Source organism: Flavobacterium flavigenum (assembly GCF_027111255.2).
In the GTDB taxonomy this organism is placed as follows: Bacteria; Bacteroidota; Bacteroidia; order Flavobacteriales; family Flavobacteriaceae; genus Flavobacterium; species Flavobacterium flavigenum.
In genome coordinates this window covers 5242444-5256189 of record NZ_CP114285.2, presented here as the reverse complement: position 1 = coordinate 5256189, position 13746 = coordinate 5242444, and the positions used below count along the sequence as shown (strand labels likewise).

The 13746-nt window shown below is 32.0% G+C and carries 11 protein-coding genes; 8 read left to right on the top strand and 3 right to left on the bottom strand.

Features of this window, described 5'->3' with window-relative positions; translation table 11 throughout:
* Window positions 1-151: 151 nt before the first annotated feature.
* Window positions 152-3367, bottom strand: coding sequence for a cytochrome c biogenesis protein CcsA (locus tag OZP09_RS21805; RefSeq protein ID WP_281310002.1), 3216 nt, complete (start codon window positions 3365-3367; stop codon window positions 152-154).
* Window positions 3368-3611: 244 nt separating this feature from the next.
* Here OZP09_RS21805 and OZP09_RS21800 point away from each other — a divergent pair, with 244 nt between their 5' ends.
* The 8 genes from OZP09_RS21800 to OZP09_RS21765 all read left to right on the top strand — a co-directional run bounded on the left by OZP09_RS21800 (window position 3612) and on the right by OZP09_RS21765 (window position 10761).
* Window positions 3612-4373 (top strand): Rossmann-like and DUF2520 domain-containing protein, encoded by a 762-nt coding sequence (locus OZP09_RS21800; protein ID WP_269235723.1) that lies wholly within the window; start codon window positions 3612-3614, stop codon window positions 4371-4373.
* Window positions 4357-4884: a KdsC family phosphatase gene (locus OZP09_RS21795; protein WP_269235722.1), complete on the top strand. Its 528-nt coding sequence runs from the start codon at window positions 4357-4359 to the stop codon at window positions 4882-4884. The genes OZP09_RS21800 and OZP09_RS21795 overlap by 17 nt, the downstream gene beginning before the upstream one ends.
* Before the next feature lie 51 nt (window positions 4885-4935).
* On the top strand, window positions 4936-5862 hold the full coding sequence (locus OZP09_RS21790; RefSeq protein ID WP_269235721.1) for a geranylgeranylglycerol-phosphate geranylgeranyltransferase: 927 nt from the start codon (window positions 4936-4938) through the stop codon (window positions 5860-5862).
* Window positions 5855-6439, top strand: coding sequence for a Maf-like protein (locus OZP09_RS21785; protein ID WP_269235720.1), 585 nt, complete (start codon window positions 5855-5857; stop codon window positions 6437-6439). The genes OZP09_RS21790 and OZP09_RS21785 overlap by 8 nt, the downstream gene beginning before the upstream one ends.
* A gap of 10 nt (window positions 6440-6449) precedes the next feature.
* Window positions 6450-6980, top strand: a complete 531-nt coding sequence (locus tag OZP09_RS21780; protein ID WP_269235719.1) for a mechanosensitive ion channel domain-containing protein — start codon at window positions 6450-6452, stop codon at window positions 6978-6980.
* 105 nt (window positions 6981-7085) lie between these two features.
* Window positions 7086-8186, top strand: a complete 1101-nt coding sequence (locus tag OZP09_RS21775; RefSeq protein ID WP_281310001.1) for an AI-2E family transporter — start codon at window positions 7086-7088, stop codon at window positions 8184-8186.
* 91 nt (window positions 8187-8277) lie between these two features.
* Window positions 8278-10083, top strand: coding sequence for a hypothetical protein (locus OZP09_RS21770; RefSeq protein WP_349293613.1), 1806 nt, complete (start codon window positions 8278-8280; stop codon window positions 10081-10083).
* A 168-nt stretch (window positions 10084-10251) separates the two neighbouring features.
* Window positions 10252-10761, top strand: coding sequence for a hypothetical protein (locus OZP09_RS21765; protein ID WP_269235715.1), 510 nt, complete (start codon window positions 10252-10254; stop codon window positions 10759-10761).
* Window positions 10762-11119: 358 nt separating this feature from the next.
* Here OZP09_RS21765 and OZP09_RS21760 read toward each other — a convergent pair whose 3' ends face one another.
* Both OZP09_RS21760 and OZP09_RS21755 read right to left on the bottom strand, forming a co-directional pair.
* Window positions 11120-12316, bottom strand: a complete 1197-nt coding sequence (locus OZP09_RS21760) for an IS256 family transposase (RefSeq protein WP_269234850.1) — start codon at window positions 12314-12316, stop codon at window positions 11120-11122.
* A gap of 147 nt (window positions 12317-12463) precedes the next feature.
* Window positions 12464-13732: a tetratricopeptide repeat protein gene (locus OZP09_RS21755; RefSeq protein WP_281309999.1), complete on the bottom strand. Its 1269-nt coding sequence runs from the start codon at window positions 13730-13732 to the stop codon at window positions 12464-12466.
* Window positions 13733-13746: the final 14 nt, after the last annotated feature.

Sequence of the window (13746 nt, the reverse complement as noted above, 5' to 3'; positions counted from 1 at the left end):
GAACGTCATCCTTTTGTAGCGGTGTTCGCTACAAAAGATATAGTGTACAGCAGGAAATAGCTCCTAAAATTTCAAATTTAATAAACTTCATTATGATAAACAAAAAAGGTTCAACCATAACAGCTGAACCTTTCTACATAAATAACATATATTATTTTTTATAATATTTTCGGTATTTAGGATACGTTATAGCCCCTATCACTGAAATCGCAATTAATGAATAATATATCCAGTCAAGGGATTTTGCTTCTCCGCTCGCGTATGAATGCAGACCAACTAAGTGAAAATTCACACCATAATAGGTGAACAAAATGGATATAAAACCAAACATACTCATCAGATTGAATGTCCATTTTCCTCGTAATGCAGGTACAAAACGGGCGTGGATTATAAAAGCATATACCATAATTGAGATCAATGCCCAGGTTTCTTTTGGGTCCCAACCCCAGTAACGTCCCCAGCTTTCATTGGCCCATTGTCCTCCAAGAAAGTTCCCTATGGTCAACATAATCAAACCAATTGTCAATGCCATTTCGTTGATGTATGTGATTTCCTGTATGTTTAAATCCATTTTGGCTTTGTTTTTTTCTGTTGTAAAGAAAATTAATAGTAATGACACAAAACCAAGTATAAATCCTAATGCAGTTGGACCGTAACTTGCTACAATTACCGCAACGTGAATCATTAACCAATATGAATTAAGAACAGGCTGTAAATTTGCAATTTCCGGATCAATCCAGTTCAAATATGCTGACATTAAGATCATCGCTGTCACAAAAGCTGATGAAGCAACAGTTAATTTTGATTTTCTATCGAAAGCTAATCCAAAAAACATTGTTGACCAAGCTACATATATGATAGATTCGTAAGCATTACTCCACGGAGCGTGTCCTGAAATATACCAACGTGCAATTAAGCCTAAAGTGTGCAATGCGAAGAAAAATCCAATAACAATATGACATGCATTTACACAAAAACGAATCCATTTTTTTTCAAAAAAGATATTTACGATTGTAAAAATAAACATGATGATTGCTGCTGTAATGTACCAATATGTTAATTTTTGAAAAACATCATATTTATTGTATGCAATTTCAGCATCAATTTTTTCTTCACTCGGGCGTACTTTAGCTCCAAATTTCTTTTGAAAACCGTTGATACTTTCGACTAAATCATCTGCAGTTTTAAAATCTTTTGAAATAGAACCATTATTTAAAGCGTTAAAATAAAGAGGTAAAATCTGCTTGGTATACGTTGCCTCCATTCCTTTTAAACCTGCATGATCTAATTCCATATATGAAATCCATTTATCGCCAGGATGATTTGGAACCGGGAATATTTTTAAAATACCCCCCATTAAAGCAGATTCCATCAAGTTGACCTTTTTATCTGTTTCAATGAAATCTTTTTCAAACTGATTTGGGTTTGCTGCTTTATAAGCTGCATCTAAATAAGGAGATAATTTGTAATTACCATTCTGATCAAAAAATTTCACAAAAGGGGCGTTTTTTGCCTCTTTATCTACTCCAATGATTTTCCTGATACTATCGTTTCCTGCTCTTAAATAAATAATAGGAACCTGAATCCAAACCTGGCCATATTGTGTCATTGATAAGAATACCTGATCAGAATTCATTCCGTTATATGTATCACTGTGGCTTACTTTTCGTAATAATTCAGACGAGAAAGTATTAATAGGCTTCATTCTTCCACCTGCATCCTGAATAATCAGACGACCAAATTTTGCAGCGTGAGCTTCAGGTGCTTTATAAATATTCAGTAATGAATCTATTTGCTTCTGGCTTGGCGGGCGTGTTACATGATTAGCGTGATCGTTTGGATCTTCATTATGAGCGTGCGTGTGGTTGTGATTATGATTATCTCCAGGTGCATGTACATGAGGCTCTTGTGCAAAACCGTTAAAACTTAGCATCAAAACTAAAATTGTAATCAATTTTGCTTTTTTCTCTTTTACTTTCTCAAGTTTACGTTTTAGATCTGTAAAACGAGAACCTTTGGTAAACATAATAGCCATGATACCAAAATAGAGCATAAAATAACCTAAATAAGTAATTGACGTTCCCCAAAAATCATGGTTAACAGATAAAATTGTTCCTTTTTCGTCCGGATCAAATCCTGATTGAAAAAAACGATATCCTTTATGATCTAAAACATGGTTCATGTAAATTCTGGCATCAAAAGTTTCTGTTGAATCCTGAACCGTAACCTTACTTTCAAATGCAGAATAACTTTTTTCTGTTCCCGGGTATTTAGTAGCAATGAAATCGTTTAATCTTACTTTAAAAGGCAAAGTATATGCTTTACTTCCGTAGAATAAACTGTATTCTATTTTTCCAATTTTGACAGTTTGAGGCTCTCCTACACTTCCTTTCGATCCCATAAGGCGTACTTCTTTTTCCTGACCTTCTGCTTTAACTTTTACGATTAAAGCATCAGTATGAGATTTAGCTTTGTAGTCATTATTCGATACATAATCAACAACTCCTCTTACTGCTGGATCCGGAAATACGATCCGGATATCACCAATACTGTATAAAGAACGCATCATTAAAGGCTGTACATTATCTTTGGTTACCTTTCCTTTTAACTGATCTGCCATTCGCATAAAATCACCTTCGAAAGGAGTCTGAATGGTATATTCTTTTCCGGTTGTATTAATATTTATCGCACCATCTGTTGGTTTATTCAAAGCAAATAAAACATTATGGATATTTTGAACTTCTCCTTCTTTTAAGAAATGTTCTTCACGCCCACCGGCTCCGGCTTCAACTAATTTAATATATAAAGTTCCTTTTGGATCGGGTTTTATGGTTTCTTTGGCCCCCATGATGTAATTCACATAACTAACTTCAAAAGGTGTTTCATCAAATTGACCTGAAAGCGTAAAATCATTATTGGTTACGGGTGAAAACAAAAGACTTTTCTCAAAAGTCCTGCGTTTCATTTCTCCTTTGTATTCTCCATCTGCAAAAACGGTTAAAAATGTTTTATCTGAATAGATTTGGTTTTCAGCAGCTCCTTCGCGAATTGGCATCATACCTTCATAACTGATGTAACGTGTAATAAATGCTCCTAAAAGAATAAAAATAAAAGCAACATGAAGTAATAAAGTTGCCCATTTTTCTTTTTTCAATAGCTGATAGCGTTTGATGTTTCCGAAGAAATTAATCATAAAAAACACCATTATAGCTTCAAACCACCAGGTGTTGTAAATTAAAATTCGGGCTGTATCAGTATTGTATTTACTTTCGATAAAAGTTCCGACGGCCATTGCAATTGCAAATGTTAAAAAAAGAATGGCCATTAATCTTGTAGAAAACAAAAAAGAGAATATTTTTTTATCCATTTTTGAAGGAATTACTGTGTATAAAAGTGGCACAAAAGTACTTAAAAATGTTGATTTGCAGTATTTGTCTTTTGTTAATAAAAACCAAAAAGAGTACTCTGAAAATAAAGCATTCCTAATTAAACAGGTTTTCTATTACAATTCAATTTTAAAGACTTATTATATTGTCTGCCTTCAAATTTTATAAAGCGCAATTCAAAACTTTGACGTTTCAATTTCTTTAAAAAAATGCTAATTTTGCGTTATGATTAAAATAACAGTAATTGGTTCCGGAAATGTTGCACAACATTTGATAAAAGCTTTCACTAAAAGTGAACAGATTGAAATTGTACAAGTCTTTTCCAGAAAAAAAGAATCAGTGCTTAACTTAGTGAATGCTGATCGAATTGTTACAGAGTTTGCCAATTTGCATGAATCCGATTTATATATAATTTCTGTTTCTGATGATGCTATTTCAGAGGTTTCAGAACATCTTCCCTTTAAAAACCAATTGGTTGTTCATACATCTGGCACAACTTCGATTGATGTTTTAGACTCAAAAAACAGAAAAGGCGTTTTTTATCCTTTACAAACTTTTTCTAAAGCAAAATCTGTTGATTTCTCAATTATCCCAATTTGTCTGGAAGCAAAAAATCCGGAAGACTACACTATTTTAGAGACCGTAGCAAAAAGTATTTCGGAAGCCGTTTTTTCAATTAGTTCAGAGCAAAGAAAAGCATTGCATGTTTCGGCTGTTTTTGTGAACAACTTCACGAATCATTTATATCAAATAGGGCAGGAAATTTGTGAAAACAATCAGGTTCCTTTTGATATTTTAAAACCTTTAATTCTTGAAACTGCAGATAAAATAAAATTCCTTAGTCCTGCTGATGCACAGACAGGGCCGGCGAAACGACATGATTCTACTACTATTGAGGCGCATCTTAATTATCTGACTGATGAAAACCAAAGAAATATCTATAAACTCTTAACACAATCTATACAACATAATGGCAAAACACTTTAAAGAAATAATGAATGACATCACAACGTTTGTTTTTGATGTTGATGGCGTACTTACAGATAGTTCCGTTTTTGTAACCAATGAAGGAGAAATGCTTCGCACCATGAATATCCGCGATGGTTACGCAATGAAAGCTGCTGTAGAAAGTGGTTTTAATGTATGTATTATTTCAGGCGGAAGCAATGAAGGTGTTCGTATAAGATTGCGTAATTTAGGGATTTCAGACATACATTTAGGAACTCCTGATAAAGTAGAGACTTTTAAACAGTATACTGAAACACATAACATAAAACCGGAAAATGTGTTATACATGGGCGATGATATTCCTGATTTTCATGTTATGAAATTAGTAGGTTTACCAACCTGCCCGCAAGATGCAAGTCCTGAAATTAAGAATATCTGTCGTTACGTTTCGCATGTTAAAGGCGGAAGAGGCGCTGTACGTGATGTTATCGAACAAGTCATGAAAGTGCAGGGAAAATGGATGGAATATTTTAATGGAAAACACGACTAAATAATTATCCGCTTTTAATTATTAATTGTTAATCCAAACCTTCAAATCAAAATGAAATACCTCAAACTTATTCGTTATCAAAATCTGTTAATGCTTGCTTTTATGCAGGTTATATTTCGTTATGCTTTTTTAAAAGGTCAAAATATCCCCTTAGCCTTGTCTGACTGGCAATATGCTCTATTAGTTTTAAGTACCGTTTTAATTGCAGGGGCCGGCTATGTAATTAATAACATTTTTGATACTGAAACGGATCAGATAAACAAACCTCAGGATGTTATCATTGGAAAAACCGTATCAGAATCTTTAGGTTATAACATTTATATCGTCCTTAATATTACTGGCGTTGGAATTGGTTTCTATTTATCGAATGTGATACAGAGACCGGGATTTGCAACTATTTTTATATTAATCGCTTCAATGCTTTATTTTTATTCCACAACCTTAAAACAAATTATGGTTTTAGGGAATCTTGTTGTAGCTTTTTTATTAGCAATGAGCGTTATCATTATTGGTATTTTCGATATTTTTCCGGCAACAATAGCAGAAAACAAAGCACAAATGACCAGTTTGTTTTCTATTTTAACGGATTATGCCATATTTGCTTTTATGATTAATTTTATCAGGGAAATAATCAAAGACATAGAAGATGTTAACGGAGATTATAATCAGGGAATGAATACACTTCCTATTGCTATTGGTATTAGCCGAACAGCAAAAATTGCTTCTGTTCTTTCTATAATCCCTTTTATTTCATTATTGCTTTATATTAAAAATTATCTTGTAGAAAATGGGCTATTTATAGCTACTTTATATGCATTTGTATTGGTTTTGGCACCACTGCTTTACTTTATAATCAAAACATTTACTGCAAAGTCAAAAAAGGAGTTCAATCATTTAAGCACTGTACTCAAACTCATTCTACTTTTCGGAGTTCTATCAATTGTGGTTATTACCTTAAACATTCATTATAATGCTTAAAGAAAAACTAAAAAAATACAAGCTAATCCTAGCATCAGGCTCACCACGAAGACAGCAATTTTTTAAAGACCTGGATCTTGACTTCGAAATCAGGTTAAAAGATGTTGAAGAAATATATCCTCCAGAATTAAAAGCAGTTGAAATTACAGACTTTTTAGCACTCTTAAAAGCAAATGCCTTTGATGGAGAATTAAAACAGAATGAAATCTTAATTACCAGTGATACTATTGTATGGCACGAAAGCAGGGCATTAGGGAAACCTAAAAATCATAAAGAAGCTTTCGAAATGATAAAATCGATGTCGGGAAAAACTCATGAAGTAATTACATCTGTTTGTTTTAAAACCAGCTCTGCTGCTACCCTTTTACACGATATTACAAAAGTCACTTTCAATAATTTATCAGACGAAACTATTTTATATTATATTGAAAACTACAAACCCTATGATAAAGCCGGAGCTTATGGAATACAGGAATGGCTTGGTTTTATGGCTGTTGCAAAAGTTGAAGGTTCATATACCAATGTTATGGGGCTTCCAACTGCAAAGGTTTACGAATATTTGAGTATATTAGAGTAAAATTAAATTTATGTTTTCATTTAAAGAATATAGCAAGGAAATCCTAACCACTATAATTCTGCTATTAGCCTTAGCTGCACTACGGGTTATTATTGCGCAATTGGTACGCAGATACGCCAGTACTACTCACTTATTAGAACACCGTACCAATCTTGTTATTAAATACATTCATGTTTTAATGAATATTTTGGCAACAATAGCTTTGATTGTTATTTGGGGGGTTGAGACGAAAGATATTTTTATAACAGTTTCTTCCATTGCCACTGTAATTGGTGTTGCTATGTTTGCACAGTGGTCTATTTTAAGCAATATAACATCCGGAATGATCTTATTTTTTTCATTTCCTTTTAGAATTGGTGATACCATAAAAATCCACGATAAAGATTTCCCTATTGAAGCAGAAATAGAGGATATCAATGCTTTTCATGTGAATTTAAAAACTAAAGAAGGGGAAAAAATTATCTACCCAAACAATCTTCTGTTACAAAAAGGAATTTCGATTATGCCTCCAGTATATGAGGACAAAGAATTTTTTGATTAACCCTTTGATGGGAATTTTATAAACTAAAATTTAAAAGCTGGAACGATTTAAAACAAATAAATTTTAAAATTTGTTTAGCACAACTTTAGTTTAAAAAATCAAAAAATGAACCAACCTTTACAATTGCCATTTTATGCAAAACTTACATTTATTTTGTTAAGTTTGATCTGTATTGGAGCAATAACCTACATCGGTAGTAATATAATAACTCCAGTGATGCTGGCATTTATGTTTACGGTTTTACTATTGCCGGTACACTCTTTCTTGCATTTTAAATTACGATTACCTATTTATATTGCTTCATTTCTCTCAGTCCTGATTTTTGTACTTTGTATCGCTGCAATCCTAGCTTTCATTTCTTATCAGGTTACTGACATTGCAAATGATTTTGATATCATTAAAAAGAATGCAATATCATTTTTTAATAATGTCCAGTCTTATATCCATGAACAATTTCAAATCAGTATATGGGAACAAAAAAAGTACATTGAAAAAGTAACCAGCGATTCTGTACAAAATGGATACGGAACTATAGGAATGGCGATAGGATCATTAAGTGAAGTCTTGTTTAATTGTATGCTTGTCGTTGTTTTTACATTTTTATTCCTATTATATAAGACTCATTTTATTCTTTTTTTAGCAAAATTATTCGATAAAGAAGACCATGCGAAATTGCAACAAATCATTACTCAAATAAAAATTTCGATAAACAATTACATCTTGGGACTTATATTTGAAATGTTTGTAGTTTCTATTTTGACAGGGTTAGGACTATGGATTATAGGAGCAAAATATTTTATTTTACTTGGACTTATGACTGGAATCTTAAATTTAATTCCCTACATCGGAATTATGATTGCAGGTATTTTAACCATCTTATCTTCTCTTTCAGGAACACCCGAAATATCTATGATTATAGGTATTCTTGTAGTAAACATAATTGTTCAGCTTATTGATAATAATATACTTGTACCTTTAATCATCAACTCAAAAGTCGAAATAAATGCTATGGTTTCGATAATAGGGATTACTATAGGAGGTGGTGTTGCAGGAATTTCAGGGATGTTTTTAGCGATACCATTACTCGCTATTTTAAAAATTATTTTTGACAGAATAGAATCTTTAGAACCTTGGGGCTATGTTATGGGAAATCATATGCCAAAAAAATTTACCTGGCGTATTAAAAAATTAAAAACTGAAAACTAAATATTTATTTGCTCAGTTTAATTATATGATAAAAAAATCAATAATTTACGCTAACTTTATTAGCATGTCTTACAGGTTTTTAAAAATATTCTTGTTTTTAATTTTTCTTTGGAGTTTTTCCCAAAGCACCTTTTCGCAAGAAAAACACACTAAAAAAGATAGCCAGGAGAAATATCATAAAATTAAAAAGCTTTCTGAAAAAAGTAAGTTTACTAATTTTTTAAGAAAAATAATTTTCAAGCCTGCTAAAATAAAAAAAAAGAACAAAACATTAGTCGAAAAGGAACACTTGCCTAATGTAGATGGAAAAATTATTCGCAACATCAGAATTATAACCTTAGATCCTTTTGGACAATCTGATACAGATTCTACTATGGTTCCTAAAAATTGGGGAGAAAGAACAGGAAATAAATTACACCTCAAGACGAAAAGATTTGCAATTCAGAATTTATTACTTTTTAGAAAAAACTCTGCTTACGACACTTATAAAATAAAAGAAACTGAACGTATAATAAGATCCCAAAAATTCGTAAGTAAGGTAAATATATCTGAGGAATTGGTTTCTCCAACAAATGACTCGATTGATATTACGGTTCGTGTTCTTGATACCTGGAGCTTAATTCCAAAATTTTCAATATCAAGTTCGCGGATTGGTATTGGATTTAATGACCGTAACTTTTTTGGTTCCGGACAGCAGCTAGAATATAAATTTTCTAACAGATTTGAGGATGGACATAATGGTCATAATGCTCTATATACAATACCCAACATTAAAAACACTTTTGTTACTACAAAATTTAAATATTTCAATGATTTAGATGACAACTATATCAAAGGTATTGCTGTCGAAAGACCATTTTATTCTCCTTTGGCCAAATGGGCTGGTGGTATTATAATGGAACAGCAATATCGACGAGACACATTACAGGATGCAACATTAAAATATGAATACCAGCCATTTAAGTATAATTCGCATGATTTTTGGGCTGGGAAAGCATTTAACATAACTGGGGTAAATCCTAAAAAAAAGGAGAGAACCACTAATTTGATTTTGTCCGGACGCTTTTTAAACATTGATTACACTGAAAAACCTAACATTGAATTTGATACTATTAATTTTTTTTCTGATGAAAAACAAGTTTTAATGGGTTTTGGAATAAATACAAGGGAATTCGTGAAAGATAATTATATTTTTAGAAATGGTTTTACCGAAGACATTCCAATTGGAAGAATCTATGGGATAACACTTGGTTATCAGTATAAAAATAAAATATGGCGCCCCTACGTAGGTGCACAGGCTTCTTTTGGTGACTATTACAAATGGGGTTTTTTGAGTACTAACTTTGAGATTGGCACTTTTTTTAATCAATCTAAGACATATCAGACCTCTATTTCATTAAAAGCAAATTATTTTACTAGTCTATTGACGTTAGGAGACTGGAAGTTAAGACAATTTATTAAGCCAGAAATGGTTATAGGAATCAACAGAGCTAGCTCTGTGGGAGATCAGCTTACAATAAATGAAAACTATGGCCTTGCCGGTTTTAATGCAGCATATTACGGAAAAAGCAAAATGGTACTAACATTACAAACTCAGACATATGCTCCTAAAGAAGTTTTAGGCTTTAGGCTGAATCCCTATTTTAATTATTCTATTGCTGTATTAGGAAACAGTTCATCAGGATTGCTGCAAAATAAATATTTTTCAAAAATTGGTGTCGGAGTTTTAATAAGTAATGATTATCTTGTTTTTAGTGCATTTCAGCTTTCAATTTCATATTATCCTACCATCCCGTTTGAGGGCGAAAGTATCTTTAAAACAAACACATTTGAAACTCAGGACATCGGAATTCAGTCTTTTGAATTAGGAAAACCTAAAATTGTGGAATATAAATAAGCATTTTTCTGTTTTTTCTTTCTGATTAAAACAAATTAATAATCAACAAGATACGATTTAACTATTGCTTTTTAGATTGTTTTTTACAGTCAAAACACATTTTGTTTTTATGTTTTGGCATAATATATGGATATCCACATATAGATTAACATTTAAAAAGTATTAAAAATGAAAACAATCAAAATAGCAATCGTAGGATTATTTCTAATCGTTGCAAATTCGACACAAGCTCAGGTATCTGTAAATGTAAACATAGGAACACCGCCTGCGTGGGGACCAGTTGGATATTCTGAAGTAGAATATTATTATCTTCCGGATATTGAAGCTTATTATGATGTACGTGCTTCACAATTCATTTATTTTGGAGGAGGAAGATGGGTTAGAACCTCTTATTTGCCAAGACCTTACAGAAATTACGACTTATATGGAGGCTACAAAGTAGTTTTAAATGACTACCACGGAAGAACTCCTTATAAATATTTTGACAGACATAAAGTAAAATATTATAAAGGATACCACGGGGCTCCACAAAGATGTTACGAACCACGACCTGGATATGCGTATAATGACCGTCACCGTGATCACCATAAAAACTATAAACATCATGATAGAGATCACAGACATGATAGACATGACAGACACGAAAGACGTGATGATCATGGTCACGGAAGGAGATAAAACGTTATCTTAATTTTAGTAAAAGAGAGTATCAAAATTTGATGCTCTCTTTTTTTTCATAATAAAACTTTAGAAAAAACCGTTAAAAGTACTCCAAAAGATAAATAACTGTAAAATTAATTTTATTACTATTAAAAGTAGATGGCAATATAATGATTAAATATAAAAGTAATACAATCATCAAAGACGCTTATGCTAACACAGAAAAGTAAATTGAAGTATTTTATTTTATTGCATAAATAAGCATGCATTTAAAAACAGATATTAGCAAATCATATTTTTTTTGTGTGGCTGCAAATAAAAAGACACTGTCCTTAAAAGTGTGTAAGTTTAAAAATAACGGGGTTTGACTTTTTAATTAAAGTTGAACCCTTTTTTCAAATATAGTTAAGAACTGATTGAGTATTAATCCCCAATTATGGATTGGCATTGTCCATTTTTTGGTAGCTTCTCTTAAAGCCAAATATACAGATTTTAAAACAGCTTCATCTGTGGGGAATGATAATTTATTTTTGGTGTATTTTCTAACCTTTCCATTTAGATTTTCAATTAGATTAGTGGTATAAATTATTTTCCTAATTTCTATAGGGAAGTCAAAAAAGACTGTAAGTTCTTCCCAGTTTTCCTGCCAGGATTTAACGGCATAAGGATATTTTTGATTCCATTTAAAGGCAAAATCTTCAAGAGCAGCTTTAGCAGCTTCTTTAGTTGGAGCATCATAAATCTGCTTCATATCTTTAGAGAACTCCTTTTTATCTTTCCATACTACATAACGCGCTGAGTTACGTATTTGGTGTACTACACAGATTTGAGTCTGTGATTCAGGGAATACATTTTTAATAGTCTGAGTAAAGCCGTTTAGGTTATCTGTAGCTGTAATTAATATATCCTCAACACCTCTGGCTTTTAAATCTGTTAAAACCCCTAACCAAAAGCTGGCACTTTCATTCTTGCCTAACCACATGCCTAAAACTTCTTTTTTTCCTTCTCGATTCAGACCAACAGCAAGATAAATAGTTTTGTTAATAACCTTTGAGTTCTCTCGAACTTTAAAGACAATCCCATCCATCCAAACGATTAAATAAACAGGTTCTAACGGGCGATTTTGCCAAGCTGTTATATCATTGGAAACTGATTCGGTAATTCTGGAAATAGTGGAGGTTGATATGTCAAATTTATAGACTTCTCTTATTTGTTCTTCAATATCACTAACAGTCATTCCTTTGGCGTAAAGAGAGATAATTACATTCTCTAATCCATCAATCATGCTTTGACGTTTTGGAATAATCATGGGATTAAAAGAAGCTTCCCTGTCCCTGGGAACCTGAATGTCTGATTCTCCAAATGAAGTTTTTATTTTCTTATTGGAAAAACCATTACGAGAATTCGATGAAGCTGTCTTTTCGTGTTTCTCATATCCTAGATGAGAATCCAGCTCCCCCGATAGAATAGCTTCTATTCCTCGTTTTTGTAATTGAGCCAGAAAACCGTTTAGGTCTTCACCTGTTTTGAATTGTTTTAAAAATTCATCTGATAATAAATCTTCTTTTTTCATAAGACTGTGTAAAAGTTAAAGTTAAAAAAAATGATGGTGATTTAATAACCCCATCATTTTTTAACTTACACAGTTAGTGAGACACTACCAATAAAAAAAACCGCCTAAATATTTTAGACGGCTTTGCATTTTTATTTGTTTAAACTATTACATTGTTGCTTTTAACGCTTTGGCCTCAGCAGTCATTTCAAGAGCTTTGTAAACTCCTAATAATGTTTTAGAAACATCTTCATTCTTTGGATCCAATTCATTTGCTTTTTTAAGATATGGAATTACGCTTTTAAAAACATTTTCTCTTTGTTTTTTCAATACATCATAACGCTTCATATCTTTATCAGAAGTACCCAATTTATTCATTTCGTCAATAATTGGCTTTTCTGCCTCTAATTTTAATGCAGCAAGATTAAGATAAGCATTTGCATAATTAGGATCTATTTCAATCACTTTTAAATAATATTTTTCAGCATCTGCAGCATTCTTAGCATTTGCACTTAATACACCAAGGTTGAAAATTAACTCCTTATTATTTGGATCTTTTTGTAAAGCTTCTCCAACTAACTTTTTATAAGTATCATAATCTTTAGTTTCTAAATATAAATTAGCTTCTGAAAGGATTAAAGAAGAATCTTCCGGGTTAGCTTTTCTTGCATCAGCCAAAGCTTTTTTAGCATCTTCAGTTCTTCCTTTCTGAACTAAAATTAATGCATAATTTTTGTAAACTTCACCTCTTTTAGAAGGAATAACTTCTTTTTTAGGTTTTTCATGAGTTCCTAATTTTACAGCTAAATCTCTGTCTTTTTCATTATTAAAACCATCTTCATTACCAGAAACTTTGTTTACAGCTGTATAGCTTGTTCCTTTTCCTGAATAATTTAATTTTTTCAACTCTTCGTACATTGGTAAAGCTGCATCATAATCCTGAGCGTTTACATAAGTAGAAGCTGCATAATATAAATTGATGGTATCTTTTTTATCCAAAGAGTAAGCATCATACAATTTTTTTGCTCCTTCAGCAGCTTTATTTGATTGCGTATCCGCAATAGCTGAATTAATTAACAATCCTTTAATTTGAGCAATTGAAGCAGCAGCCTGAGTTGAGAATTTTTGTTTTCCGGATGTTTTCTCAATTTCAATTAACTTTTTATAGCTTTCTGCAGCAAGAGATAAATTTTTCCCTTCTTCTACTTTTTTGTTTGCAAGATCTAAATAAGCATTTCCCTGAATAAAATAATATTGTGCCTGCTCTGTATCTTTTGCATTTACAATAAGATTTTCCGCGTCCTTTAATTGTGCAAGCGCACCTTGTGCATCTCCGCCTTTTAATGCTTTTTCAGCACTTTTTATCTGATCTTTCTGAGCAAAAGTAGCTACTGAAATAAATAATGCTGATGCAAGTATTACATATTTACTTTTCATAATATTCAATTTGT

Excerpts from the sequence above, each read along its gene's own strand:
- OZP09_RS21805 (WP_281310002.1), bottom strand. The coding sequence starts at position 3,367 with ATGGATAAAAAAATATTCTCTTTTTTGTTTTCTACAAGATTAATGGCC.
- OZP09_RS21800 (WP_269235723.1), top strand. The coding sequence starts at position 3,612 with ATGATTAAAATAACAGTAATTGGTTCCGGAAATGTTGCACAACATTTG.
- OZP09_RS21795 (WP_269235722.1), top strand. The coding sequence starts at position 4,357 with ATGGCAAAACACTTTAAAGAAATAATGAATGACATCACAACGTTTGTT.
- OZP09_RS21790 (WP_269235721.1), top strand. The coding sequence starts at position 4,936 with ATGAAATACCTCAAACTTATTCGTTATCAAAATCTGTTAATGCTTGCT.
- OZP09_RS21785 (WP_269235720.1), top strand. The coding sequence starts at position 5,855 with ATGCTTAAAGAAAAACTAAAAAAATACAAGCTAATCCTAGCATCAGGC.
- OZP09_RS21780 (WP_269235719.1), top strand. The coding sequence starts at position 6,450 with ATGTTTTCATTTAAAGAATATAGCAAGGAAATCCTAACCACTATAATT.
- OZP09_RS21775 (WP_281310001.1), top strand. The coding sequence starts at position 7,086 with ATGAACCAACCTTTACAATTGCCATTTTATGCAAAACTTACATTTATT.
- OZP09_RS21765 (WP_269235715.1), top strand. The coding sequence starts at position 10,252 with ATGAAAACAATCAAAATAGCAATCGTAGGATTATTTCTAATCGTTGCA.
- OZP09_RS21760 (WP_269234850.1), bottom strand. The coding sequence starts at position 12,316 with ATGAAAAAAGAAGATTTATTATCAGATGAATTTTTAAAACAATTCAAA.
- OZP09_RS21755 (WP_281309999.1), bottom strand. The coding sequence starts at position 13,732 with ATGAAAAGTAAATATGTAATACTTGCATCAGCATTATTTATTTCAGTA.